General features: G+C 52.9%; 24 protein-coding genes. 17 read left to right on the plus strand and 7 right to left on the minus strand.

Annotated elements, in window-relative coordinates; genetic code table 11:
- Positions 1-69 precede the first annotated feature (69 nt).
- From ACI48J_RS26630 to ACI48J_RS26660, 7 genes are all read left to right on the plus strand, one after another.
- Positions 70-795: a hypothetical protein gene (locus tag ACI48J_RS26630; protein WP_405080975.1), complete on the plus strand. Its 726-nt coding sequence runs from the start codon at positions 70-72 to the stop codon at positions 793-795.
- Between the two features lie 207 nt (positions 796-1002).
- The gene (locus ACI48J_RS26635) at positions 1003-2517 is read left to right on the plus strand and encodes a peptidoglycan DD-metalloendopeptidase family protein (RefSeq protein ID WP_405080976.1); all 1515 of its coding nucleotides are present in this window, start codon (positions 1003-1005) and stop codon (positions 2515-2517) included.
- A gap of 146 nt (positions 2518-2663) precedes the next feature.
- Positions 2664-3398 carry a response regulator YycF gene (gene yycF, locus ACI48J_RS26640; protein ID WP_326050503.1) on the plus strand — a complete coding sequence of 245 codons (735 nt, stop codon included), beginning with the start codon at positions 2664-2666 and terminating at the stop codon, positions 3396-3398.
- 1 nt (position 3399) lies between these two features.
- On the plus strand, positions 3400-5232 hold the full coding sequence (gene walK / locus ACI48J_RS26645; RefSeq protein WP_009673424.1) for a cell wall metabolism sensor histidine kinase WalK: 1833 nt from the start codon (positions 3400-3402) through the stop codon (positions 5230-5232).
- Positions 5229-6515, plus strand: a complete 1287-nt coding sequence (locus ACI48J_RS26650; RefSeq protein ID WP_326050504.1) for a two-component system activity regulator YycH — start codon at positions 5229-5231, stop codon at positions 6513-6515. The genes walK and ACI48J_RS26650 overlap by 4 nt, the downstream gene beginning before the upstream one ends.
- Positions 6516-6612: 97 nt before the next feature.
- Positions 6613-7377 carry a two-component system regulatory protein YycI gene (gene yycI, locus ACI48J_RS26655; RefSeq protein WP_405080978.1) on the plus strand — a complete coding sequence of 255 codons (765 nt, stop codon included), beginning with the start codon at positions 6613-6615 and terminating at the stop codon, positions 7375-7377.
- Positions 7378-7422: 45 nt separating this feature from the next.
- Positions 7423-8229, plus strand: a complete 807-nt coding sequence (locus ACI48J_RS26660) for an MBL fold metallo-hydrolase (protein WP_326050507.1) — start codon at positions 7423-7425, stop codon at positions 8227-8229.
- Here the strand turns inward: ACI48J_RS26660 and ACI48J_RS26665 are convergent.
- On the minus strand, positions 8198-8410 hold the full coding sequence (locus ACI48J_RS26665) for a hypothetical protein (RefSeq protein WP_405080980.1): 213 nt from the start codon (positions 8408-8410) through the stop codon (positions 8198-8200). The genes ACI48J_RS26660 and ACI48J_RS26665 overlap by 32 nt on opposite strands.
- A gap of 174 nt (positions 8411-8584) precedes the next feature.
- Between ACI48J_RS26665 and ACI48J_RS26670 the strand changes: the two genes are divergently transcribed.
- From ACI48J_RS26670 to ACI48J_RS26680, 3 genes are all read left to right on the plus strand, one after another.
- A complete protein-coding gene (locus tag ACI48J_RS26670) occupies positions 8585-9823 on the plus strand; it encodes a S1C family serine protease (protein WP_405080982.1) in 1239 nt (412 codons plus the stop codon).
- Between the two features lie 19 nt (positions 9824-9842).
- Positions 9843-10010, plus strand: coding sequence for a CxxH/CxxC protein (locus ACI48J_RS26675; RefSeq protein WP_326050511.1), 168 nt, complete (start codon positions 9843-9845; stop codon positions 10008-10010).
- A 166-nt stretch (positions 10011-10176) separates the two neighbouring features.
- On the plus strand, positions 10177-10587 hold the full coding sequence (locus ACI48J_RS26680) for a hypothetical protein (RefSeq protein WP_405080984.1): 411 nt from the start codon (positions 10177-10179) through the stop codon (positions 10585-10587).
- A 78-nt stretch (positions 10588-10665) separates the two neighbouring features.
- Here ACI48J_RS26680 and ACI48J_RS26685 read toward each other — a convergent pair whose 3' ends face one another.
- The gene (locus tag ACI48J_RS26685; protein ID WP_405083289.1) at positions 10666-12192 is read right to left on the minus strand and encodes a gluconokinase; all 1527 of its coding nucleotides are present in this window, start codon (positions 12190-12192) and stop codon (positions 10666-10668) included.
- Between the two features lie 392 nt (positions 12193-12584).
- Between ACI48J_RS26685 and rlmH the strand changes: the two genes are divergently transcribed.
- The 7 genes from rlmH (at position 12585) to ACI48J_RS26720 (ending at position 18304) form a co-directional block, all read left to right on the plus strand.
- A complete protein-coding gene (rlmH, locus tag ACI48J_RS26690; protein WP_326050513.1) occupies positions 12585-13064 on the plus strand; it encodes a 23S rRNA (pseudouridine(1915)-N(3))-methyltransferase RlmH in 480 nt (159 codons plus the stop codon).
- A 205-nt stretch (positions 13065-13269) separates the two neighbouring features.
- A complete protein-coding gene (locus tag ACI48J_RS26695; RefSeq protein WP_405080986.1) occupies positions 13270-13845 on the plus strand; it encodes a TetR/AcrR family transcriptional regulator in 576 nt (191 codons plus the stop codon).
- A gap of 428 nt (positions 13846-14273) precedes the next feature.
- Positions 14274-15125, plus strand: a complete 852-nt coding sequence (locus tag ACI48J_RS26700) for an SDR family NAD(P)-dependent oxidoreductase (protein ID WP_405080988.1) — start codon at positions 14274-14276, stop codon at positions 15123-15125.
- Between the two features lie 43 nt (positions 15126-15168).
- On the plus strand, positions 15169-16233 hold the full coding sequence (locus ACI48J_RS26705; protein WP_405080990.1) for an FAD-dependent monooxygenase: 1065 nt from the start codon (positions 15169-15171) through the stop codon (positions 16231-16233).
- A gap of 16 nt (positions 16234-16249) precedes the next feature.
- Positions 16250-16573 carry a putative quinol monooxygenase gene (locus ACI48J_RS26710; RefSeq protein ID WP_013312741.1) on the plus strand — a complete coding sequence of 108 codons (324 nt, stop codon included), beginning with the start codon at positions 16250-16252 and terminating at the stop codon, positions 16571-16573.
- A 46-nt stretch (positions 16574-16619) separates the two neighbouring features.
- On the plus strand, positions 16620-16904 hold the full coding sequence (locus ACI48J_RS26715; protein ID WP_405080992.1) for a tRNA-binding protein: 285 nt from the start codon (positions 16620-16622) through the stop codon (positions 16902-16904).
- A gap of 473 nt (positions 16905-17377) precedes the next feature.
- Positions 17378-18304: a hypothetical protein gene (locus ACI48J_RS26720; protein WP_405080994.1), complete on the plus strand. Its 927-nt coding sequence runs from the start codon at positions 17378-17380 to the stop codon at positions 18302-18304.
- Positions 18305-18642: 338 nt separating this feature from the next.
- Here ACI48J_RS26720 and ACI48J_RS26725 read toward each other — a convergent pair whose 3' ends face one another.
- The 5 genes from ACI48J_RS26725 to ACI48J_RS26745 form a co-directional block, all read right to left on the minus strand.
- On the minus strand, positions 18643-20091 hold the full coding sequence (locus ACI48J_RS26725) for a serine hydrolase domain-containing protein (RefSeq protein ID WP_405080996.1): 1449 nt from the start codon (positions 20089-20091) through the stop codon (positions 18643-18645).
- Positions 20092-20496: 405 nt separating this feature from the next.
- Entirely contained in the window at positions 20497-20787 is a 291-nt protein-coding gene (locus tag ACI48J_RS26730) for a hypothetical protein (protein ID WP_405080998.1), read from the minus strand.
- Between the two features lie 106 nt (positions 20788-20893).
- Positions 20894-21178 (minus strand): SDR family NAD(P)-dependent oxidoreductase, encoded by a 285-nt coding sequence (locus ACI48J_RS26735; RefSeq protein WP_405081000.1) that lies wholly within the window; start codon positions 21176-21178, stop codon positions 20894-20896.
- A gap of 746 nt (positions 21179-21924) precedes the next feature.
- Positions 21925-24930 (minus strand): DEAD/DEAH box helicase, encoded by a 3006-nt coding sequence (locus tag ACI48J_RS26740; protein ID WP_405081002.1) that lies wholly within the window; start codon positions 24928-24930, stop codon positions 21925-21927.
- Positions 24927-26192, minus strand: coding sequence for a hypothetical protein (locus ACI48J_RS26745; RefSeq protein ID WP_405081005.1), 1266 nt, complete (start codon positions 26190-26192; stop codon positions 24927-24929). Before ACI48J_RS26745 ends, ACI48J_RS26740 begins: the two co-directional genes overlap by 4 nt.
- Positions 26193-26335 lie beyond the last annotated feature (143 nt).

The following is a 26335-nucleotide window of genomic DNA, read 5'->3' on the forward strand; positions in this document are numbered from 1 at the left end:
TAAACCGTCAATACTGGGCTTATAGAGAAACCAGAATAAACGAGAAGTTTCAAGGCGGTGGATGAACCAATGAAATGGTTGGGACGGTTAGGCAGGTGGACGGCCGGTGCGGTTGTGATGTCTTTTTTGTCCATTTTTACGACGTATGTGATTGTGACGACAATGGTAGATGAAGTGCTCAAGCAGTTTCAGCTGCCGCCGATAGGGAACAAGCTGTCCTTCTCTCAGATTACCGGGAAGCTGGGCGAGCAGTTCGGTATCGGCGCCATAGGCAAGGGAGGCTCGGTTAACGATCGGGTGGAGCGCATAGCGGCCTCTACGCCGAAGCCCAGTCCAAGCCCGAGTCCGACCCCGTCCGCAGCACCCGGAGGAGCGGAAAAGCCCGTGACGGGCAGTCTGGACGGCTCTGGCGCGCCGTCACCGTCCTCTTCCCCGGTACAGGGTGGCGTTTCTTCGCCGGAGCCGAGCGGAATGCCGGATGCCGTCGCCGTAATGGGCGAGTTGAAGGAGGGGCAGGCAAGCCCCGATCCGAAGGATGCGAAGAAGCGGGACGTGGTCATGTCGACGGATGACTTTTCCAAGAAGAAGGACGCTCTGTCGAGCGGCGACAAGCAGAAAATCTTCTCCATTCTCGTCGCGAAGCTGCCTGCGGAAGAAGTTCAGAAGCTTTCCGCGATGGTGGAAGACGGCATTACGGCCGAGGAGCTGAAGGAAGTGGACAGCAAGCTGAAAAAATACCTGAATCCGGCCGAATATGAACAGCTTTCGGGGATTCTGAAAAAATATGGGGGCTGATTAAGCCCTTTTGAACCCCTTTCAATCCTGATTTTTGAGCTTCTTCCAAGCCGTTCCTAATAGTGGCAGCCCCCTGTTTTCTTGAAACCGCAAGAGAAGGTGTGGTAAATTATTAAGGAAGTTTTATGCGCTGGTAGAGTTGGAGATGATCGGCTGGGCCTATCATTCTCTTGCCAGGTAAAGAAACAAACGGATAAGGAGAAGGATATGAAAGGTTTTAAAGCAGTAGATTGGGCCAGGAAGTTGTGGAATCAAAGCCGGGCTCAGTGGCATAGCTTGACCGGGAATAAAGCGGAACCTTCCACCGAACTTGCGGCCGGGCCGGCAGGGCGGGGAAAAGGGTTCTTCCTATATAGCGTCAGTTCCATAGCAATAGTCGGATTTTTAACCGTTAGCGGTCAGCAGTATGTCAAAGCGAATCTCGCGGACATTTACCCGGTCAAAGTCGGTCAGGAGACACTCGGTTATATCAGTTCGAAGGAAATTTTGCAGGAGTACAAACAAGAACGTGAAGAAAAGCTGGAAAAGCAGTATCCGGATGTACATATGGCATTACCCGACATCGAAGAACCCAAACCGGAGAAAGCTTTTATGAAGAAAACGGACGATCAGAAGGTGCTCGCGCTGCTTGACGAGAAGCTGAAGCCTGTCGCTTCCGGTGTAGAACTGGTTATCGAAGGCAAAACGTATGCGATCGTCAAAGATCAGGCCACGGCCGACCGTGTGCTGGCGGAGATCAAGAAGCCTTTCGAGCAGAAGGAAAAGGAAAGCAAGGTCGCCGTTCTGTCGGCGGACGGCAGTCCGTCTGCGGCTCCGGCCACGGTCGAGAAGGTGGAATTCGTCCAGCAGGTCAAAACGGAGGAAGCCGTCGATATCCAGCCTCAGGATGTGATGAAGCCCGAGGAGCTGATCGCCAAGATCAAGACGGGCGGCGTACAGCCGACAAAGTATACGGTGGTAGCCGGAGATTGTGTGGGCTGCATCGCCCAGAAGCTGAACATCCCGAAGCAGGTGATTTACGACAAGAATCCCTGGATTCATGACGATATGATCCGCGAAGGCGATGTGCTCGATCTCACGGTCATCCAGCCGGCTCTGTCCGTCAAGACGGTCGAGAAGATGGTGGAGAACGAGGAAGTCCACTTCGAAACCGAAGTCGAAACGGATCCGACGATGAAAGAAGGCATTGTGGAGACGATCTCTCCGGGCAAGAACGGATTGAAACAGGTCACGTACGAGCTGACGAAGATCAACGGCCAACTGACGGACGAGAAAATCGTCGGAGAAGACATCGTTGAACAGCCGGTAACGGAGAAAGTAAGAAAAGGCACCAAGGTTGTAAAAGGGGAAGGCACAGGGACATTCGCATGGCCGGTTCTTTCTCAATCCATCACCTCTACGTTCGGTACACGTTGGGGCAAGATGCACAAGGGCATCGACATTGTAGGCAATCACACGATCATGGCGGCGGACAACGGGAAAGTGGTATCGGCCGGTTATAAATCGGATTACGGCAATTATGTTCTTATCGATCATATGAACGGGTACGAAACGATGTACGCTCACATGAGCAAGGTAGAAACCACTGCCGGTACCATCGTGGAAAAAGGAGAGCAGATCGGGATCATGGGAAGCACGGGCGACTCGACCGGCGTTCATCTTCATTTCGAGATCCACAAAGGCGGCAGCCTGGAAAATCCGCTGAAATATTTGAACCGGTAAATCGCGATGCGAATCGCCTATCATAGACGCAAGTTTTTCAAGAGAGATGTGGCCTCCCGGGCGGGGGCCATGTCTCTTTTTGCGTACAGGTATGTTACAATAAAAGGGTATGGTTTTCTAGGTGAAGGACAGGTGATGAGAGAAACATGTTCGGCACAAATGGCAAAATACTCGTGGTCGACGACGAACAACCGATTGCTGATATATTGAAGTTTAATCTGGAAAAAGAGGGCTACCAGGTCGTCTGCGCTTATGACGGCGGAGCGGCGGTGGAGCTGGCTTTTGCGGAGCGGCCGGATCTTATTCTCCTCGATCTGATGCTGCCGGTCAAAGACGGGATGGACGTGTGCCGGGAAATCCGCTCCAGGCTGAATACGCCTATTATCATGCTGACGGCCAAGGACACGGAGCTGGATAAAGTGCTCGGTCTGGAGATGGGGGCGGACGACTATGTGACGAAGCCTTTCGGCAACCGGGAGCTGCTTGCCCGCGTCAAAGCACATTTGCGCCGCCAAAGCAAAACCACGCCGCTCGGACAAGCGGAGCCGGAACCGGAGGAAGCCAACGGAATCCGGCTTCACGGGCTCTTTATCGACAGCGACATGTATGTCGTCTACCGGGACGGAGAACCGCTGGATTTGACCCACAGGGAGTTCGAGCTGATTCACTACATGGCGAAGCACCCCGGCAAGGTGATGACGCGCGAGCATCTGCTCCAGGCCGTATGGGGCTATGACTATTACGGCGATGTCCGTACGGTGGACGTCACGATCCGGCGTCTGCGCGAGAAGCTGGAGGCCGATCCGAGCAAACCGGAGTATATCGTGACCCGGAGAGGGCTCGGTTACATGATGCGGGGAACGAAAAACGGAGGCTTCTGAGATGAAGGTGATCCGGTTTTTCCAATCCATCCAGGCGAAGCTGATTATTATTTATGTCCTTCTGATCCTGATCGCGATGCAGCTGATCGCGGCTTATTTCTATCAGACGCTCGACAGCCATTATAAGAATGAATTCCGCGATTCCATCAACAGCCAGGCTACGCTTATTGCGGGTCTGGTGGAAAGCCAGTATTTGAACGAGCCGAGAAACAGCGATACGAAGAACTTGTCGGAAGAGCTGACCTACTTCGTTAACAGCCTATTCGCGCCGGGAAATACGGAAATACAGATTATCGACGCCGGCGGGGTTGTGCTCAGCACGTCGCTGGAAGCGAATAAACAGATTGTGAATCAGAAAACGACGAAAACGGAAGTGACCCGCGCCCTTCAGGGAATCCGGGATAACGACCGCATGTTCACGGACGTGGACAATACGCGCAAATTCGCGACGGCCAAGCCGATTGGCAGCGGCGTCCGGGTGCTGGGCGCGGTGTACATCGTCTCCTCGATGGAGGATCTGTACAAAACGATGTCCAGCATCAACCGGATTCTTATTGTGGCGACGCTGATCGCCCTTGCGTTTACGGCCGGGCTGGGCGTCATTCTGTCCGGTACGATCACGAAGCCGATCAAGGAAATTACCCAGCAGGCGACGGCCGCCGCCGAGGGGAATTTCGACCAGAGCGTGAAGGTCTACGGCAAAGACGAGATCAGCCAGCTCGGCCATACGTTCAACTTCATGATGAACCGGCTCAAGGAGGCCATCTTCATCAATGAGGAAGAGAAGGAGAAGCTGGCCTCGATTCTGACGAATATGAACGACGGGGTGGTCGCCACCGACGAAGCGGGGCAGATCATCCTCATGAACCGCCGGGCGATGCAGATCCTCCAGGTGAAGGAGGAGCATTCCGCACAGCGGCACATTTCGGAGCTGCTCGGCCTCACCCGCGAGGAGATCGACCAGTACGTGCACGGCGAGCGCAACACGACGCTGATCGATGTGCCTCTGCCGGATGACGAGGACGTGCAGACCGTGCGTGTGACGTTCACGACGATTCACCGCAGAGGCGACGGCGTAACCGGAGCGATTGCGGTGCTCCAGGACGTCACGGAGCAGGAGAAGCTCGAGCAGTCGCGCCGGGAGTTCGTCGCGAACGTGTCTCACGAGCTGCGGACGCCGCTGACGACGATCAAGAGCTACCTCGAGGCGCTGGAGGACGGCGCGATGGAAGACAAGCAGCTCGCTCCGCGCTTCCTGAGCGTGACGCGCAACGAGACCGAGCGGATGATCCGGCTCGTGACGGATCTGCTCCACTTGTCGCGCCTGGATTCGAAGCAGGCGCTGCTCACGAAGGAGCAGACCGATATCGCCGACATGCTGGAGGAGGTAGCGGACCGCTTCTCCTTCCAGCTGCGGCAGAAGAGCATCCGGATCCGCATCGTGGCGGAGCCGGGAATCCGTCCGGTGGCGCTGGATCGCGACAAGATCGACCAGGTGCTGGACAACCTGGTCTCCAACGCGATCAAATATACGCCGGACGAGGGGGCCATCACCATCTATGCCCGGATGGCGGAGGGGGATCAGCTCGAAATCTCGGTGCAGGATACGGGCATCGGGATTCCGAAGAAGGATCAGCCGCGCATTTTCGACCGGTTCTACCGGGTCGATAAGGCGCGTTCCCGCAACATGGGCGGCACCGGCCTCGGGCTCTCGATTGCCCGGGAAATAGTAAAAGCCCATGGCGGCGCCATGTCTCTGGAGTCCGAGCCGGGGTCCGGCACGAAAGTCACCTTTATGCTGCCGGTCCTGCCGGAGGAGGAGAATGCGTCATGATAGAGAAGCTGAAGTCGGTCACGCTGACCGTACTGATTCTGCTGAGCCTGCTGCTCAGCTATCTGCTGGCGTACAGCACACCGAACTATGAACCGCTGCCTCCTTCCGAATATATTTCCAGCGAACTGGAAGGGACGAAAGCCAAGCTGGAAGATCTGCTGTTCCCGGATCAGATTGTGCTGCATTTCGGCAATCAGCAGCATACGGTTCTTTATCCGGATTCCACTTCGTACTCCACCATTTTTGAAAGCGTCAAGCAGCGCAAAATGGAACGCTTCCGCAAAGTTACTTTGAATCAGGAGCGGACGAACTGGGACGAAATCCGCGAGAAGCAGGAAGGCGTAGAGGTCCGATTCCGGGACGGCCTTCCGCTGAGCGTGCTGCAGAATACGTTCCAGATCAAAGGGGATATCCCGGACGACACGGAGCTGATTACCCGGATCTGGATTTTCGCCAGCAGCGATAAAAAGTCTGCCGCAACGTACCTGTTCACGGATTCCGCGAATACGGCTTTCGAAGTGCTCGGAGCCGATTTTACGGCGAAGGATGTAGAGAACTTTACGGCCATTGCCGGAACAAACCCTCCTTATGCGGCGGCATCCGGCGGTGAGTATTATTTGCCGGTTAACCCTATACCGGTGAATTCCTATGACTTCGGCTATAAGGAATTTCCCACGGAGCAGCTGAAAAGCAGCCTTTTCGCCGATCCTTCCCTGACGAGGAACCTCAAAGACCGGGACGGCTCACAGATCTATACGGACGCGAAGCGGGGGCTGCAGATCAACCAGGAAAAGAAGTGGATGAAATATACCGATCCGCTCGCGGTAACCGACAGCAAGAACAGCATCAAGGAAAACCTCGATGCGGGGGTGCAGTTTATTAACCAGCACGGCGGCTGGAACGGGACGTATACGATCAGCAAGCCGCAGCAGCAGCACGCTTTTTCGAATCAGGTGTTTGTGTTCCGGCAGGTGTACGACGCGTTCCCGATTCTGACCGAACAGAAGGAAGGATACGGGGCCATTCATATTACCCTGCAAAAAGGAGTCGTCTCCAACTATGAGCGCTCCGTCGTTTATTCCGATTTGAAAATCATCCATCAGCAGAAAAGCGAGCTGATCGGCGGTGAAGCGCTGAACGCGAAGATTACGAATCATCCGAAGCGCTACAATATCGTGAACGTGTTCCCGGCTTACCGGCCGACGCTGGGCGTCAAAACCGTTAATCTGTCCCCCGTATGGGCGATCGAATTTAAAGACGGGACTTACGAATTTTTCCGCTGAGTTTTACGAAGAACTTGCAGGCGTTCAAGAATCAAATCAAGCAGATGAGGCGTTTACGCGAGTATCTACTATTTTTACGGGGAAGGAGGCTGCGCAGTTGAACTGGGGAAGAGCCAAAACCATTCTGATTCTTTCGTTTTTCTTTCTGAATGTGGTGCTGGGGTATCTCGTATGGACGGGAAAAGCGAAGCAGACCGAGCTGGCGACGGATATGACGGGCGTGCTGGAGGAGACGAACAAGCTTTTGAAGGGAAAAAGCATTCAGCTCAGCCACGAGCTGCCCAAGGAAGCGCCGAAGCTCAAGGAAATCACGTTTAAGTTCGTGGAGTCTTACCAGCCTAACGTCATGCTCAAGCTTCAGTATCCGTTCAAAATCGCCAGCCTCCTGAACCGGATTTCTCCGAAGGACGATTTGCCGAAAACCGACATTCCCAAACTGGACGCGTACAAGCACGACCCGGTTCTCAGCAAGAAAGGGATGTACGTGCTGAACCAGATGTACAACGATTATCCGATGTTCGATGTTCAATTAAAGCTCTATGAAACCGATGCACAAATTACCAGTTACCGGCAGGCGTATGTTGAAGTAGAATCAGGTGGAGAGGACAAGGAGCAGAAGGTGATCCCGGCCTATATTGCGGTGCGCAGTCTGGTTGAGAAATTCCTGCTCGACGGTTCGGTAATTACGGAAGTAAGGCTCGGTTACCACGGGCAATTGTTTGATTCACAGACGCAATATATGGTGCCGAACTGGCGTGTCACGATTAATAACGGCGATATTTATTATGTGCATGCTTTTAACGGGGCGGTCGAAATGCAGTCGGCCTCGGCGGAAGATGCAGCTGCGGATACTAAAAAGTAATCCGGTCTTTCGGGACGGGATTTTACGATAGAGGAGTTAACGCTTATGGGTTTACGATTTACGGTGCTCTCCAGCGGATCGACGGGCAATGCGACCGTCATTTGCGACGGGGAAACGAAGCTGCTGGTAGACGCGGGACTCAGCGCCCGGAGAGTCGAACAGCTCATGAAGGAACGGGAGGTCAGCGGGGATCAGATCGATGCGATTCTGGTGACCCACGAGCATTCCGACCATATCAAGGGCCTCGGGGCCATTGCGCGGAAGTATGATCTTCCCGTCTACGCCAACACCAAGACGTGGGAAGCGCTTGATAAACATATCGGGGCGATAGCGGAACCGAACCGCCGGATTATGGAGACGGGTACGGAAGAGTACTTCGGGAACATCCGGGTCGAGTCTTACGGCATTTCCCACGATGCTGCGGAGCCGGTCGGATACTGCTTTCACTGCGGAGGCCAAAAGCTCGCCATGGCGACGGATCTGGGCTACATGAGCACCAAGGTCAAGGATGTCATCGGGGACTCGGACGCCATTATTCTGGAGGCGAATCACGACATCGAGATGCTGCGGATGGGGCGTTACCCGTGGAACATCAAACGCCGGATTCTGAGCGATCTCGGCCACTTGTCCAACGAAGCGGCCGGAGAAGCGCTGCTGGATATTATGACGGCCCGCACGAGAGCCGTGTACATGGCGCATTTGAGCCAAAATCATAACCTGATGGATTTAGCCAGGCTTACGCTGAATAGTGTATTAGAAGACCGGGGCGTCTCCCTCAAGGAGCGCAACATCCGGCTGATGGACACGTATTTTGACCGTCCTACGAAATGGGAGGAGCTGGGTACGGACTAAAGCTGTTGTCGAGCTTGTCCATCCGGTTCTGAAGCTCCTGCGTGGTCAGTACCCCTTTGTCGATCAGAACGTCGATGAGGGCGGTAAGAATGAGCGAATTGCGGTAATGGTCTTCCTTAAGATCGGCAAGCTTGCCGATGAGCTGGACTTCATCCAAGTGGGTGCGGATACGGTTATTCATGGAGGGTAGCTCCTTTACGGATTAGTGGGCCGTCCTTGGTCTAGCATTCTTATAAAATCATTTACTATTATTGTAGGCGGTTTGGTCCGGAAACATTCCTGATTTCTCCGTATTTTCCCGAAATGAAGTACATCTTTTACAATAATCCGCCGATAGAGCGAGAGGTGTGATCGCGTGAGTTTGTTCGATGACGATTTCTATTCTACGAAGCAGCGCAAGGATCGGCGGAAGCAGGAGGAGGGGGGCTGGTCGAAGGGAAAGCCCTTCGCCCCGGGGAATCGGCCGTTAGCGGGCCTGAGAGGGCTTCCGGACCTGCGCAGCCGCACGGTGTGGCTGGCTGGGGGAACGGGAGCCGCTGTCATGCTGGTCGTCGTCCTGCTCGTGCAGGCGCTGGCCGGGACCGGCAGCGCCAAGCCGGCTGCCATGTCCTCCAAACAGATGGAGGACTCCTACAACAATGCTGTCGTTCAGGCCGCGGAGCGGGTGAAGCTGGCCATCGTCAGCATCGTCAATCTGCAGCCGAACGACAAGAACGAACTCAAACAGACGGGCATCGGGTCCGGCATCGTGTTCGAGAAGAACGGCTCGAAGGTAAGAATCGTCACGAACTACCACGTGGTGGACGGCGGCAAGCAGTTCGAGGTGTACACGGCATCCGGCGAGAAGAAAAAAGCCGAGCTGCTCGGCAAGGACCAGATCACGGATCTGGCCGTGCTGGAGACGGACGCGTCGAACTTGACGTCCATCGCGGAATTCGGCGATTCCGGCAGCCTGAAAGCTGGAGAAACCGTCATCGCGCTTGGCAATCCGCTGGGGCTCGGCTTTTCGCCGACCGTCACCAAAGGCATCGTCTCGTCGCCCAAAAGGTCTATCCCGATCTCGTTCGCCATGGACGGCCAGTACGACTGGGAGATGGAGCTGATCCAGACGGACGCCTCCATTAACCAAGGCAACAGCGGCGGCGCGCTCGTTAACCTGAACGGTCAGGTCGTCGGCATCAACTCGCTGAAAATCTCCGATATGGGCGTGGAGGGCTTAGGCTTCGCCATCCCCATCAAGGATGCGGAACCTGTGATTCGATCGCTGATCGACAACCACAAAGTCATTCGCCCGCTGATGGGCGTGTCGACCCAGGAGCTGCAGCTATTCCAAGGGACGGAGGAGCTTAAGCTGCCTGCCGACGTGAAGAGCGGCCTGATCGTCATCGAAGCTTCGGGACCGGCCAAGAGCGCGGGCCTCAAAAGCGAGGACGTCATCGTGGCGATCAACGGGAAGAAAGTCGAGACGACCGTCCAGCTCCGCAAGTTTTTGTATAACGAAAGCAAGATAGGGGATAAAATTGAAGTTGCGTATTACCGCGAGGGAAAGAAGCAGAAGACTGATCTGACGCTTGCCGAAGCGGGAGAGAATTAAGGGAAGAAGGGGCCGAGCAATGTATTCCGTCTGTAAAGAGCACCTGGAGCTGGCCATTGACGTATTCGTGGACGAATACGAGGACGCACCGGACATCGTGGATTTGGGCAAAGTGAAGTTCGCCGAGTGGGAACCTCCCGCTCATTGCGAGCACTGCAGGGAAAAGCCGGAGTATCTGGTCGTTTGACGATGTGAAAAAGAGGCCTCTGCACAAGGTTCGCTGAGAAGCGAGCTTGGTGCAGAGGCCTTTTGGTTTGAAGGGAGTGCAAAATAAAGCGGAGTAAGTTGAGAAAATTTTCAACTTCCAATAATATAGAATATAGGTAATATTTTCTTATTGAAGGAGTGTTGGGTTGAAAACTTTCTTGGAAACTTATAACAGAATAATGGTTCCTTCTACTGCGTTTTTTATTTTCGCCCTTGTCGGGGCGGGAATTTTATTGTTTAAGCAGGATGATTCCACCGAGGCTAAACGAAGCGCAAATCGGTATTTGACAGCAGTTATCAAACATAATGCGGAGGCGGTTGAAGAGAACGTGGTATATGATTTACCGCTTACTCCCCAGGAAAGGTCAGACTTTAAAAATTTCATTTGGACAAGTGACATCAGAGATTTTGAAATAAAAGACGCTGTCTTGTCAGAACCGGGCAAGTATGAAATGAGAGTTCTTATCATGAAGGAGGCTAGTCAGGAGGAAAGCAGGATTATGGTTATAAAGGCGGATAGCAAATGGAAGGTTTTAATAAAAAAGCCCGTTTGGTAAACCAAGAGACCGTAAAGACAAAAGAATTTGTCCTTCACGGTCTCTTTAAGTTTTTTGGAAAGCCGTTAGAATAATGGCTTACTTGATGGTCGTGCGGCGTTGGTACTCCGCGATAATCGAGAACTCCTGCTCCAGCTTGCGGTAGACACGGTCATAGAGATAGTAGAGTTCGATGTACGTAGGCGAAATCTCGATGTTCGGCTCCTGGCGCTCGGTAATCGGGATGAGCTTGTTCACGTCCTCCAGACGTTCCAGCGCGCCTACGGCGTACATAGCGAGCACGACGGCGCCGAAGCTGGAGCTTTCATGGCTCTTCGGAATGTGCACCGGATAGCCGAACATGTCGGACATGATCTGGCGCCATTCCGGAGAGCGGGCGAAGCCGCCGGACGCCCGGATTTCCGTCGCCGGACCGGCCAGGTCGCGCAGGGCGATGCCGATGCCGTAGACGGCGAAGAGAATGCCTTCGAGCACGGCGCGGATGAAATGCGGCCGCTTGTGGTGCAGGCCGATGCCGAAGAAGCTGCCGCGCGCGTCCGCGTTCCAGTACGGCGCTCTTTCGCCGGACAGGAACGGCAGGAAGAGCAGGCCTTCGGAGCCCGGTGCGACTTCCTTGGCCGCCGCGATCATGACGTCGTACGGGTCGCGGCCCGTGCGGCGCGCTTCCTCGACCTCCGGCCAAGAGAACTCGTCGCGGAACCAGCGGAGCATGAGGCCGCCGTTGCTTGTGGCCCCGCCGATGACCCAGTGATTCTCCGTGAGCGCGTAGCAGAACGTGCGCTCTTTGGAATCGGTAAGCGGCTTGGGCACGACGGTACGGACGGCGCCGCTTGTCCCGATCGTGAGCGCGACAACGCCGGGCTCGACCGCGCCGACGCCGAGGTTGGCAAGCGCTCCGTCGGCCGCGCCGACGACGAAAGGCACCTCGGGATCGAGGCCGAGCAGGTCGGCGAACTCCCGGTTCATGCCGCGCATAATGTGGGTGGTCGGAACAAGCTCGCTGAGCTGATCCTCACGGATGCCTGCGATGCGCAGAGCGTCCGGGTCCCAGCTCATGGTGTTCAGGTTGAAGAGACAGGTACCGCCTGCGACCGAATGATCGACCACGTAACGGCCGAAAAATTTGTAGAGAACATATTCCTTGATCGATATGTATTTAACGGCTTTTCCGAAAATATCCGGACGCTCTTCCTTCAGCCACATGATCTTCGGAAGCGGGGTCATCGGGTGAATCGGGATGCCGGTTTTATGATAAAGCATGCTGCTCAGATTCTCGTCCTTCAGGCGCTGCACTTGGGCCACACTGCGGTTATCCGCCCAAATGATGCTGTTCATCAGGGGACGGCCGTCGGCGTCCACCGGAATGACGCTGTGCATCGCTGTGCTGAAGCCGATCGCTTCGAGCTGTTTGCCGTCGATGCCTGCGCGCTGAATCGCTTCCTTGATGGATTGAAGCACGGCTTCGAACATCAGATCCGAGTCCTGCTCCGCCCAGGAAGGCTGCGGTACGGCCAGCGGATATCCGGCTTCGCCGGCTCCGAGGAGGGTTCCTTTTTCGTTAGTGATGATGGTCTTGGTGCTCGTCGTTCCAATGTCAATTCCCATGAAATAGGTCAATTCTAGTTCACCTCTGCGTCGGTATGGTCGATCTCCTTGCCTCAATGGTCAGCATCTCTATCTTCATTATAAGGCTTATCGGGCAGACTTTCGAAAATGCAGCGCTTTTTTATCTGTTTGACGGCTGCAAACCGCACTCCAAGAGGGTTTTCTCCGCGGCAGGAGCCCTGCTGGAAATTACCCCCTACTGGCATCATACCCGCTTGGGGGGAAACGTCAAGTGTGTTTTTTTCGGATCGGGCGGCGTGAAAATACGGGAATTGGCCGGGCGGGCGTTTTCCGGGACGGGACAGGTTGATTTCGGGTTGGATTCAGGTGGGATTTGGGGTACAGTAAGGGAAGATTAAGCCATTGGCCGGTAAAAAAGGAGCGACTTCGCTATGCACATCACGATTGCCTCTGTCGGCAAACTGAAAGAGAAATACCTGGTCAACGGGATTGACGAGTACGTCAAGCGCCTTGGCCCGTATGCCAAGGTGCAGCTTGTGGAGGTGCCGGACGAGAAGGCACCGGAGAGCATGAGCCCTGCGGAGGAGCAGCAGGTGCGGGCCAAAGAGGGCGAGCGGCTGCTGGCCAAGCTCGCCCCGGACGCTTACGTCGTGGCGCTGGCCATCGACGGCGAGATGTGGTCGAGCGAGCAGCTGGCGGGCTCGCTCGATAAGTTGGCCACCTATGGGCGCAGCCAGGTGGCCTTTGTCATCGGCGGCTCGCTCGGGCTGTCGAGCGAGGTGCTGCGCCGCGCCGACGCGAAGCTGTCGTTCGGGCGCATGACCTTGCCGCACCAGTTGATGCGGCTGGTGCTGGTGGAGCAGGTTTATCGGGCGTTTAAGATAAACCGGGGGGAGCCTTATCATAAATAGGGCGAACAATTTTATTGCGATTTCACTAATAGGTTTGGCTCTGCCCAACTTAAAATATCCACGACAGTAGCTTCATCTCTTCTGTACAATGAGGAAGTTAATCTGAAAGAAAAATGCTCAGTACCTTTTTTGGCTACAGGGATAATGGACACAGGCATAAACCTTCGTCATGGACATACGCATATAGCACTGCTATAATGGACATATGAACACATATGACAAAATATTAGCAGCTGCTCTTAAGGTACTCGAAGAGGAGGGTGGAGCACAGTTTTCGACGCGAGCCGTAACTGCAATCGCGCAGGTTACGGCTCCTACGCTCTACCACCATTTCGGCAATGCCGATGGACTTCTGAGTGCAGCTATAGTGGAAGCGTTCAAACAGTTATTTGAAAGCAAGATTGCCGCAGTGGAGTCGACCATACCTGAGATGGCCCTTCGTCAAGGATGGGATGACTATGTCCGCTTCGCGGCAGCCCGTCCTCGGATTTATGCGGCAATGATGGGGCGGTTGCTCGAGGGCGCCCATATCGAGGCGGCAGATCAGTCGTACCAAGCACTAGTGCGAAATATTCAGAGAGCCGCTGCCGAAGGCAAATTGGCTGTGTCAGCCCAGGCTGCGGCAGATCTGGTCTGGGCTTCCGCCAATACGGCCTCTTGGCTGTACGTGACGGCCCAGATTCGTAAGGCTCCCCCACCCCAACCCGACGTCGTTGATCTCATTCGGGAGAGCATAATGCAGATCATTTTGATCCAAAGGCCGGACGCTGATTCAAAATGAGGGATTCGATGACAGAGCCTGGAGACTTCAGGCAAAGCCCTAATTTAGAAGACGTAAAAGAAAGATCGCCTATCCAACCTGGACCTCCAGGAGGATGGCGATCTTTTTTATGTTTGGAGGATGCGAGCATTAGTTCTCTTGGATTTGTGCCAAGTATTTGGAGAACTGTGGCAGACTTGGCGCTGAAGAGGCTGACCCCCATTTCCATAAGTTCAACGCAACGATAAATCTCAACCCCTCCCGCCATGGTATCTCGTGTGCGCCGAGGTACATCACGCAGCGCCCGCCAAAATGATGTTCAGGCCGCAGGACAACTCTTCGTAAAAATATATAGCACTGATATAGACAGCTTTGTATAGCGGTGCTATAATACCTGTATAACAGTGCTATACAGTGATCCGTATCTTATCAAACCTAGGAGGGTTACTATGTCATTCAAAACTCAAGAACTGGTTGTCGTAACAGGTACGTCCAGCGGCATCGGCAGGGCTACTGCGGAGCAGCTCGCCGCTGAAGGATTTCACGTTTTGGCGGGGGTTCGTCGTCAGGAAGACGCCGACAAAATCAAACGAAAAAATATCGAGCCGGTGATCCTCGATGTTACCGCTATCGACACACTAAAGGCGCTGGCCGAACGGGTGGAGCAAGATCCGCTTGGTCGCCCTTTGCGGGCCGTGGTCAACAATGCCGGCATCGCTGTTAATGCACCTCTTGAGATGGTTCCGCTTGATGAATTTCGCCGCCAGATCGAAGTCAGCGTGATCGGGCAGGTCGCGGTTATTCAGGCGCTTACCCCGGCCTTGCTGAACAGCGGCGGGCGAGTGGTCAATATCGGTTCGCTTGGCGGTAAGGTCTCCATGCCCGGTTTCGGAATTTATTCGGCTGCAAAGTATGCTATGGAAGCGATCAATGACAGTCTTCGCAGGGAGATGTCCTCGTTCGGATTCAAGGTTATCATGATCACTCCGGGTGGTGTCAGCACGGGACTGTCGGAACAAGGGATTACGACAGCGGAGCGGCTGGCCAAGTTAATGACGCCGGACCAGCACAGGCGCCATGATCGTCTTTTTGATGCCGTGAAGGCTCAGGCTGAAACATGGGCAACGGACGGTATCCGCCCCGAGAAAGTGGCAGCAGTGGTTTCACGAGCAATCCACGTAAGTAAGCCGCGCACCCGCTATACGGTCGGTCGCGATTCGGCACTGCTGACCCGACTTGTCCGTATTCTCCCAGACAGACTCCTCGATCGGATGCTCCGCAGCCAGATGAAGCTGCAGTAACGGACATTTTACGAATGCCCGCCATTACAAAACGGGAGAATGAATGATGTCATACCAACAGTTTGAACATGCCATTATTGTAGGTGGATCTTTAGGTGGTCTAATGATGGGGCTTGCGTTATCCCGTTCTGGTTATGCAGTGACCATTCTTGAACGTGCAGATTCATCATTAAGAAATGGTGCTTTTATTCGCTTACACACAAAGCCTTATCGTAATAGTGAAATTGAACGAGAATTAAGACACTTGGCATCCAATGGCAATAACAATGTTGAAGCCTGGTCAGCCATTCAAGAACGTTTGCTCAATGCGGTCGCTAAAGAACCTGGTATTACCCTTCAGCACCATACACGAATTGTTAGTGTTGGGCAAAATGAATCATCTGCTTGGGCTACCAGTGAAGAGGAGCAGACGTTTAAAGGAGACTTTTTGATTGGCGCAGATGGATATCGCAGTATTGTCCGCCGTTATGTAAGCCCGGACAAACCATTTGCAGATTATGCTGGCTATCTGGTTTGGGTAGGAAAAGTGGATGAAAAATTGCTGCCAAAGCAAGACTGGAAAAAACGGCAGCTTTCAAACGCTTATTTCAACGATAGTGCTGCCGGTACATTGACAACTGCGGTAATGCCAGGGATAGAGGGGGGAACCATTCCTGGCCAGCGATGGATAGGTTTTTGCTGGTTTGATCAGTCGCATAATCAATTGCTGTCTGAATTAGGCGTGTTAAAGGACGGGATTGCCCAGCATTCCTTATACGGTGAAGCGATTCCGGATTCGCTACTGGAAGAACTATCACAGACCAGCCAAGCCAATTGGAGCAAAGAAGATGATGCCATTTTGCAAATCGCGATTAAGGATCGCAGTTTAATCGGGGCACCTGTTAATGAATACATCCCTACTATATTGTCAAAAGGAAGAATAGCCATGATCGGCGACGCAGCTCATACCATGTCGCCAATGACGGGCGCAGGCTTTAATGACTCACTTGATGATACGGTTGCCATTATGGACGCCATTAAAAAGTATCCGAATTCGATAATAAATGCTTTGAGTGAATACCAAACACGCCGTTTAGATGTGGTTCGTCAAGATACGAAGTATTTATAATTTAGGAGGAATTAGCATGAATGATACAAAGAACCGTTACGTTACTGTACTCTGGGAGGCGAGAGCTAAGGCAGGGAGAGAAGCCGAGATGAAGGCATTTATGACTGCTGCTGTCACCCCGTCACGCAACGACCTGGGCAACATTGACTATGAGGCTCACGAGGTAGAAGGCCAGCCTGGCACATTCATCATCTACGAGCGCTGGGAAAACCGGGATGCCCTTGATCGGCACCTGAGCGCCCCGCGGATGCAGGAACTGGTACCCCAGCTCTTAGAACTGATGGAGGGATCCATTGAGGAAGGGATTCGACTCCTGCAGCCGTTCCGCCCAGCGCAGTAAAATGCAACACCGAGGGGTTAAAGACTTTAGAGGAGGAGGCAAAACGTTGGTAACGATCGATGATTTTGCAGCACTAGATATCCGTGTCGGAACGATTAAGGAAGCGGAGTTTTTTGATGAAGCAAAGATCCCTGCGATAAAACTTAAAATTGATTTTGGACCGGAGATCGGGATGAAATCCTCAAGTGCACAAATAACTAAGCGATACAAGGTTGAGGAAATTATAGGAATCGTCAATTTTCCTCCTCGGCGTATTGCGGGTTTCAAATCGGAGGTATTAGTTTTGGGAGGAGTCCCGGAAACCCATTCCCCCATATTCGGATTTGAGTAAAGCATAGAGGGGGAGCGGGACTAATTACAAGTTTGACTTCGGTGAACAATTAGGACGGGATTATGGGAAACTTGCTTCGCTGCTTCCGCCTTCGTGATTTCTGACAGTAGTTCGGTAAGCTCTACGTTGCAGAGCTTAGTTGCAAAAAAGCAAGTTCGCTTTGAAGCCCGAAGCGCCGCCGCGCGGCACACTTTGGTGCATTTTTCGCTGCTTAATCCCGGCTAAAAGGCGGTTATAATGTGAAACGGTGCTTGTGCATTTTATTAAGCTAAAGGGCAGCATAGCTGATTGAAACCTAATGCTCAAATCATCGCTCAAACCGCCCTTAGAGGAGTTCCAGTGAAAATTAGCGAATAATATTGAATTCACTCTAAATCGAAGGTGATACAATGAATCTCTGTCCAAACTGCAGTGAATAGTTAGAAATTAAGTCGAACTTCTGTCCCAAGTGTGGAGTTGGGCTTCAATCTCCAGTGGAACCAGTAAATATCAAAAGAACAACTTCTACGGTCAAGTATAGCCTAATCGGAATGTTTTTGTCCGTTGCAATTGCCCTCGGCATATTGAGTCTAACAGACTTCGAATTGTATTCGTTCTCCTTCTTATTTATTCCAGCGGGTGGGTTAGCCCTTGGTATCATTGCGACTATAGGCTATTTTTATCGAATCGTGAATGAAGGTTATAAGCCTTCCAGGCAAAATTATCTCATGTCATTAGGGATGGTTCTCGTCACTTTCTTATTTATTCAATATGGTGATTACCGAATGAGCTATGTAACCAAAGACCATGCGATCAATCATCAATTTAAAGGTGACCCTATTAGCAGCTATCAGGACGAGGACGGGAAAGCCCTTACGTTTTATCATTATTATGCCTTTAAACTTAAGAATAGCGAATCAAGCTTACTTTACCATGGTAGGGAGGCCATTCAAGCGGATTCGTTCGCAGGTTACAACTGGTTCCGTTGGAGTTTGAGCTTTGTCGGATTCCTGTTAGGAGGCATATTTCCAGGTTGGTGGCTAACGCGGGGCATAACCCATTGCACGGCTTGCAAACAAGCCTATTTAACTGAATACAAGCTAGGGGATCTCAGCTCTGGGATAGTTACTGAATTCTACAATGTTCTTGTTCAAGAAATAGAATCCAATAATTTTAAAGCTTTTATTGACATTGTCAATCGATTTGATATTTTCAATAACAATGAATCCGATATTCATGAAGAAACCTACGTCATTAATATTGCTGCCTGCCCAAACTGCAAACATGGATTTGTAATTATGAAGCATTACTCGCGTGATGAAGAAGATGGGACATACCGCGAAAACGATAATAAAAAAATCGCACTTTCGACTGAGGGATCTTTTGCTGAACAGGCGCTTAGTTATGTGAAGGCTATATAACTGAAATATAAAGTATAGGATCAAGTAAATATTAGATATTGGTGAGCATTCGCGTTAAGTTAATGGAGAACGATAATCGAACCAAGTTCGACCAGGCCACCGATATACTTCGGTGGTCTTCGTGCATTACTAGTAGACATGATCATGCCCCTTGATCGGGCATTAAAAGGTTGGATAACAAAATCGTTGCGAATTTCTCGCCGATAGACCCGTTAAGCTGAAATGTATCATAAGTGACGGCGAAAAATAGGGGGCGCCTGCACTTCCTTTTTGCTGATATTGTTCTCTCATTAGAAGAAATCTTCGCGTTTTTTCAATAAGGCGAACGAATGAAATGCTTATTTTCGGAGCGAGGCATTATATCGGTGAGTGTATACAAACCATGTAATGCTTGCTGTTAATAATGCCGACGAAATCAAAGCTGTAAGAACACTATATGTTTGCCAAATAAGTATCGTTGACCAATCTAATGCACAACACATTATACACTGGACAATCGTAGCAATCAGCAAAATAGCTGTTACGATTATTCGCTTTTTTGTCATTGGCTGCCGCTCATTCGTTTTCCTTCTGCGTAATCCTAAGAGAAAGAACAGAACAGCCAATAGGCAAAGAATAATTGTGGTAGACGACAAAATGATGTCCAAAAGCTGTGTGCCGCTTATTCCATATGACTGCGTCAGATTGCCGTCTAATATATCTTTAACTTTTAGTACCATGCTTCTATTGATATTTGCGCCGTTGGTCAGCAAGCAGATGGCTATTCGTTCATTTGGCAGTATGACCACTTCGGTTCCGAAATTGGGATTGCCCCCTGGGTGCTCTATAATCGATTGGTTGGCGTTTACCGACCAGCCCGCCGCATAATACATTTCGTTGACAGCCGGAACAGACCTATCACCCTGATGTGATTTTTCGATAACCGTATGGAATATTTCGGGTATGTCCTGCACAATACCCATCTGTATGCCCATCCAACGCGCCATATCTTTTGTACAAGAAATGATGTAGCCTGCGGGTTTATTACCGGAATAATCCGGCGCGTTATATGGAGTTGTCATAAAAAAGGAAGAACGGTAGCCCTGTGCCAACTGTCCGGTGGCTTGAGCATCTTCTTTATAAACATACGTCTCGTGAAGACCCAACGGCTGAAATACCTGTTCCCTCATAAAGTCTTCATAGCTTTGTCCCGACACAATCTCAATAACCAGACCTAATACGTCATAATTAACAGTTCCGTAATTATACTGCTCACCAGGATAGAACGACAATTCAGAATCTACGAGCATTTCTACGGTTTTTTGCAACATATCCGGCGTATTGCCTTGTGGAATTTCTTGACTGTGACTGCCATTTGTTAAGCCGCTAGTATGGTGTAAAAAGTTATTGAGTGTAATACTTTGCATATCAACGTGTTTCCCCTGATACTTTAACGTAAACCAAGGCAAATATTTCTGGATAGGGTCTGACATTGACAGCAGTCCTTGTTCTTCCATCAGCAGAATACCCATGCCGGTAAAAGCTTTACTTACCGAAGCCAGCTCATATAGAGTATTTTCACTTGCGGACAGTCCCTTTTCACGATCTGCGTACCCGGAAGAAAAGTAGAGCACTTCATTGTCCGCAAGTATTGAGATTGACATTCCCGGTACACCTGATATACGGCTTGCATCATCCAACAATGCTTGTATTGATTCAGATTGCGAATCTGATAATGCATAACTTGGTGTTGCGAATCCGGTGAACAGTATAAGTAATGCAATCATAAAGACAATAATTTTTTTCATAGTCTCTCCATTCCGAAAAAACTCCCGTACGGAAAATATAAGTACGCCTTATTCCCCAAAAGTGTAATAAGATCTATATTATGAAGCTTGTTATTGCAAAATCTTATTGTATGTGAAGAATCATACGATATAAAAAATTAGATTGCTATCATAATCTTCTACTTACTACGAACTATTTTGCTAACACAAAAAGCCCCCTCTGCTTCATTAGCGGAAGGGGCGATAGTTGGAAGTATCCCTCAATTGATAGGAGTTAAGTTCGCTTTATAGATGATATGGTGAACCGTACCACAAATAAGGGCAAATTTTAAATATGCTCCCCTTTAAGTAGCAGGATTAATAAATAAACCGGCTACTTCAGAGGGGCATATCAGTTGTCGTGGATGTCGAATTCTTTGGTATCCTTTAAAATTGTTTTACCACATCATCTAAATCAGTGGAGTAAGCCAGCTCTTTCTGTGCTTCCAGAGCGGCCAGTCTGTCCAGCAGGGCTGACCGGATTTGCTCATAGGCGTCACTGCCCAACGCCATACGTATCGGACCCTCTCCCTGGTCGACACGACGGATAATCTGCTGTGCCATTTTATCCGGATCGCCGACAACCATTTGATTGAACATGCTCATATCTATACCAGGCAGTTCTCCCTTCATCAGACTAACGAATTGGCCCGCCTCCGTATCCCGGTATTCGTCCATCCGCTCGCCGAATACGGCGTTGCTTGTAATGAAATTCGTTCGGATTCCGCCGGGCTACACCATAGTGGTCTTAATATTGAACGGAGCCACTTCCTTAGCTAGCGCTTCAAAGGCTCCTTCGACCGCCCATTTCGAAGAGCAATACAGTCCCATACCCGGAATAGAATAATTGACCCGCCATACTCGAAATCTGTACCATGTGACCGCCGCCCTGCTTACGGAAAAAGGGCAGGACTGCACGCGCAGCACGTAGGGAGCCAAGCACATTGGTCATAAACTGATGCTCAATTTGCCTGTCGCTTGCTTCTTCCACTGCGCCATACAAGCCATAGGCTGCATTATTGACAAACACATCGATCGTGCCCAGTTCTAAAAATGCACGTTCCACCACTTCAGCAATTTGCTGAGAGTTTGTCAGATCTAGATTAGCCTACCAAAGTTGCGAGCCATACTGTACCTGCAGATCATCCAGCACCCCCGGCTTGCGTACCGTTGCGGCTACACGGTCCCCCTATCAAGCAACTGGCGAGTTATACGTGAAGCCAAGCCTCCTGATGCTCCTGTAATGAACCAAGTTTGCATGCTAAACACCCTCCATTCGTTGTCATCCACTGAATTATACAAACAACTAGAGGGAGCTAGCCGCAGCACGTCTATTCTATTAACGGGAGTAACAGTCTACGGTAGCTGCCTTTCCTGCTCAAGTAAACGTAATAATCTCTCCTCCGTACCTGAACCGGGCACCGGAACAAAGAAACACCAGTGCAGTCCAATAAATTTTGTGCTTGGTGTCAGTACGGTGAATCGTATCATAAGTGACGATGAAAAATTGGGGTTGTTGGTTGGTGACCTGAGTACCGACTCTGAAAGAAATATACAAAATGGATATATGGATATATTCCCCGGAGTTCATTGCGATTGAAGTTAACAAACGAAATAATAATTAGTTACCCCTGGACAAAGGATTTGAAAGTAAGCTTCCAGATCCTTTTTGTTTGGAGGGCAATTTCAAAAGTTTCATCCGTAACAAGGTTTTCGTCTGTCGCAATTATCATGTAGTTTTCGATACTTTGAGATGATTAAAGAATTTCTCAGGAAGGAAAGTAAGGAACCCATGTTAGGTTGCCCAAATCCCGCTTAATCGCGAGACCAGTCCCGCCGCAGCGAGAACAACTCCCGCAGCGCATCCGTCGACAGCTCGGTAATCCAGCCCTCCGAGCTGGAGATGACGTTGTCGCTTAGCTGCTGCTTGTTCACCAGCATCTCGTCGATGCGCTCCTCGAGGGTGCCGAGCGAGATGAATTTATGCACCTGCACGTCGCGCGTCTGGCCCATCCGGTAGGCGCGGTCGGTCGCCTGGTTCTCGACGGCCGGGTTCCACCAGCGGTCGAAGTGGAAGACGTGGTTCGCCGCGGTCAAGTTAAGCCCGACGCCTCCCGCCTTGAGGGAGAGGATGAACACGTTCGGCTGCTCGGACGGCGGAAGGTCGCGGGACTGGAACCGTTCGACCATCCGGTCCCGCTGCGCCTTCGGCGTGCTGCCGTTCAGGTATAGCACGGGTTCGTCCAGCTCGCGCTGCAGCACATCCTGTATCATCTTGCCCATGCCGATGTATTGCGTGAAGATGAGGCAGCGCTCGTCCGCCTCGCGCAGCTCCTTGACCATGGCCAGCAGCCTCTCCAGCTTGGAGGAGCGGGCGACGATCGCCTCCGTATGTAGAGGGCCATCCTCCAGCTCCGTTCCCATATCCTCATCCAGTAGAGCTGGATGGTCGCAAGCCTGCTTGAGCCGCGTCAGCGCCCCGAGAATAGCGCCTTTGCGCTGGATGCCGTCGAGCTTCTTCAGCTTCTCTAGCAGCTCCTTAACGCAATTGTCGTACAGGGCGGCCTGCTCGGAGGTCAGTGGAACATACGTCTTCATCTCATTTTTGTCCGGCAGGTCGAGCTGGATGGCGGGATCCTTCTTCTTGCGTCGCAGCATGAACGGTTTCACTAGCCGTTTTAGTTCAGCCATGCGACGCCCGTTCTGCTCGCGCTCAATCGGAGTGGCGAACCGTTCCTGGAACGCCTTGGCGGCCCCGAGATAGGTGGGTACGATAAAATCATAGATGGACCATAGCTCCGCCAACCGGTTCTCGATCGGCGTCCCGGTGAGCGCGATGCGATGGAGCGCGGGAAAGCTCTTGACCGCTGCGGCCTGCCTGGTCCCGGCATTCTTAATGTTCTGGGCCTCGTCCAAACAGACGGCGCCCCATTGGAATCCGGCGAGCGTCTCCTGGTCGAGCGAGGCGGTAGCAAAGGAGGTCAGTATGACGTCAACGCTGCGGGCCTCGTTCCGGAACGCGTCGCCGCTCTTACGCCCGGAGCCGTAATGCATGGCCACTCGCAGCGACGGGGCAAAGCGGGAGATCTCCTTCTGCCAGTTGCCGAGCACCGACGTGGGGCAGACGATAAGCGAAGGGAGTCCCATCCCCTCGTCCGCCTGTTCCTTGGCGTAGAGCAGGTAGGCAATCAACTGGACCGTCTTGCCGAGGCCCATGTCGTCCGCGAGACAGGCCCCGAGCCCGAAGCGGCGGAGAAAAGCCAGCCAGGTGAATCCGTCCTGCTGGTAGCTGCGCAGCTCGGCACGCAGACCGGCCGGCGGATCGAGCCGCGGCAATTCGCTCTGCTGATTAATCTTGGCGAATAGCTCGGTCAAATGCGCGTTCAGCTCGACATCGAGCTCAACGCGAGCAGCATTGGTCCCGAATGTCTCCGCGCCGGCATCCGTGGCCCCGCCATCCGCGCCGGCGTCCGTCTCGGCCTGCGAGAGCAAATGCAATTGCAGTACATCCTGGAAGCTCAATCCCTGGCTCTTGTCCATGCCTTCCATCATGCGGCGGATCTGGGCAATCAGCGCCGGGTCGAGCACGATCCAGCGGTCCCGGAACTTCACGAGACGCTCCCCTCGCGCGAGCAGCTCGTCGAACTCCTCCTCGTTCAGGTCGGCGCCGCCGATAGAGATGCGCCAGTTGAAGCTCAGAATCGCTTCCAGCCCGAATAAAGACTTGCCGCCGCCACGTTCTTTGGACTCGTCCTCCGACTGCACCGCCGCGCGCAGCCGCGGTTTCTTGCGGCTGGCGGCTTCCCACCATGCGGGCAGCAGCACCTGCCAGCCGGCTTCGAGCAGCCGGCGGCTGTCCTCGTTCAGAAACCGCCAGGCCGCCTCGTCGTCAAGCGGCTTGCCGAGCACGTCCTCGCCGCGCGACAGCCGATCGTGCGGAAGGCTGGCTCGCAGCCGTTGCAGCCAACCGTCCGAGCGGCTGCGGATAGCCTCCGCCCATGCGTCAGGCCACTTGCCGACCGCCGAGCCGTCGTCGCCGAGCCGTACTCTGCGGAGCTTAGCCGGATCGCTCTTGTCCTGCAGCACGAACCGCAGCCGCCAGCGGGAGTGCTCGTCGCCCTCCCATGGCTCCAATAGTTGCAGCAAGGGGCGGAACGGCGCGACATCCGCTTTCCAGCCAATCTGCACGAGCCAGCTCTCGTCGTCCAGGCCCGCCGTGGCGGCCGCCGCATTCTCGCGCGCGAACAGGGCCGGGAATTTGCGGCGCAGATCCGCCTCGTCCGGCTCCGTTCCATAGAAGCGGCTCATGACGGCCGCCGAGAAGGCCGCCTTCAGCCCGTCGCGCGCCTCATCGCTCCAACTGCCGCTCTTCAGGTCCAGTTCGTCGCGGCGCGCCTGTCCGAAGCTCGCACCGACCGCCGCCGCATCCCAGCTCCAGCGCAGCGAGCCGCTGCGGTAAGCCGCAAGATCGGGCGCGTACAGCCGCTTCTCCAGGCATTCCGCCAGCAATGGCGCCAATTCGGCCAAGCGCGCGGCATCGTCTTCCCACTTCCACTCCATATGCACCAGTAGAGGTCCAGATGCAAAGAAGGGGATGACCTCTTCGGCGGGCAGCACAATGGCTTCGAGCTCCCCGACCTTGACGAGCTCCAGCTCGGTGCCATAGAAGGACGGCTCGTGCCAGGCGAACAGGCGATGCTTCAGTTGAAGCCCGGTCCACTCCCGCAGCGAATCCGGGTCCGTGAAGAACAACGCGTCGCCATGCGGCGTTAACACCATTCGAACCGCGATGGTATCCAGATTATCGATCGTCGTCGTCATGGAATCAGCTTTCCTTTCCGCAGCTCTTCCTGGAGGGCCCGCAGCCGGCTATGCCGGCTCACGAATGTTTCTAAGTACACGTCCCACCGCTGCTCACGCTTTAGCTTCTTGTACAGCTTGGCCAGCCGTTTGAGCAGCTTCACCGCTCGCTTGTAGCCGTGGCGGCTTCTTAACAACACGTATTTCTCTGTGCCTTGGTGATAGAACGGCAACAGCGCCTCCGGGGCCTCCTTCTCGATGGGCTGCAGATCCTTCGCCCGGAAGTCGAGCGGATCGCTGCCGAGGCTAAGCTGATAATCAACCCACTGACGCCAATGGCCGAAGCGCATCAGGCTCTCCTCGTACAGGCTGCTGGAGTAGGGAAGCAGGCTCGTAATCGCGCTCCACATGTTCCTCTCGGCCTCCGGCAATTGTCCGACGACGGCTTCCCAGTAGCGTCCATATGTATCCAGGCTGCCGGGGCTGCGACCGACCCGCTCGGTGGCGCAATGGCTTAGCCAAGCCTCTAGCCGTATCCATTCGCCAGCCTCCTCCAGCACGCGCAGAAAGCGGAACACATGCCCGGGATTTAGCCGATGCCGCTCCGCTGCTTCGAGCAGCCGCCAAGCAGCTTGATCCTCTTGAAGCCAGAAGTGAATCCAAGCGCGGGCGACAAGCGGGAAGAGCTTATTTTCCTTGCCGAATCCATCGGCCAAATGGGACAGTTCCTCCTTAAAGAGGCGAGGGCTGTCCGCATCGGATGATACCAGGATCAACCACAGCTCCACATAGATATCCAAATAGGCTGGAGGGAACCACGCATTCGCCTTTACCGTTTCGCGGATGTAAACGGCCGTCTCCAGCAGTCGCCCTTGATGCTTGACCGCGAACTCCGGCGGCAAGCCGCTATTGAGGTGAGCCTCAATCGTATCTATCGTCTCGGATGCCGCCACCTGGGCGAAGTAGCCCGAGTGGCGGTCGGTCGATTGCTTGCGAAGCAAAAACAGCCCGATGTTCAGCTCGAGCAGCCAGGCCTCCTCGGGTGTCAATTCGGACAGAAAGAGACGCACTTTGGAGCGCACTTCGTTACCGTAGTTTATTTGAAACGGGCTGTTCACCGCTTCCTCGGCGCAGCCTGCGATCAGGCCCTGACACTCTTCAATGCTCAGCTCGCTCAGTCGATTTGACTCGGTTATCGTCATAATGCCGGACATTCCTTTCTTGAGCTTTGGCCGCTCGTAAATCCCTCCCTTCATTATAACGATAAATGGTAAAGATGGCATACAGCCCAAAGACCATTGATCTAAGACCCAATTAACGTCGGCTTAAAAACGACCACCCGCCACAATGACAGGTAATCCAATAAAGGCCACAAGGGATACAATGGGATTGAAGTTGGTTGTAAACAGTGTTATTCTGACAGCGG

Origin of the sequence: Paenibacillus chitinolyticus (assembly GCF_045038035.1) — a bacterium.
In the GTDB taxonomy this organism is placed as follows: Bacteria; Bacillota; Bacilli; order Paenibacillales; family NBRC-103111; genus Paenibacillus_F; species Paenibacillus_F chitinolyticus_A.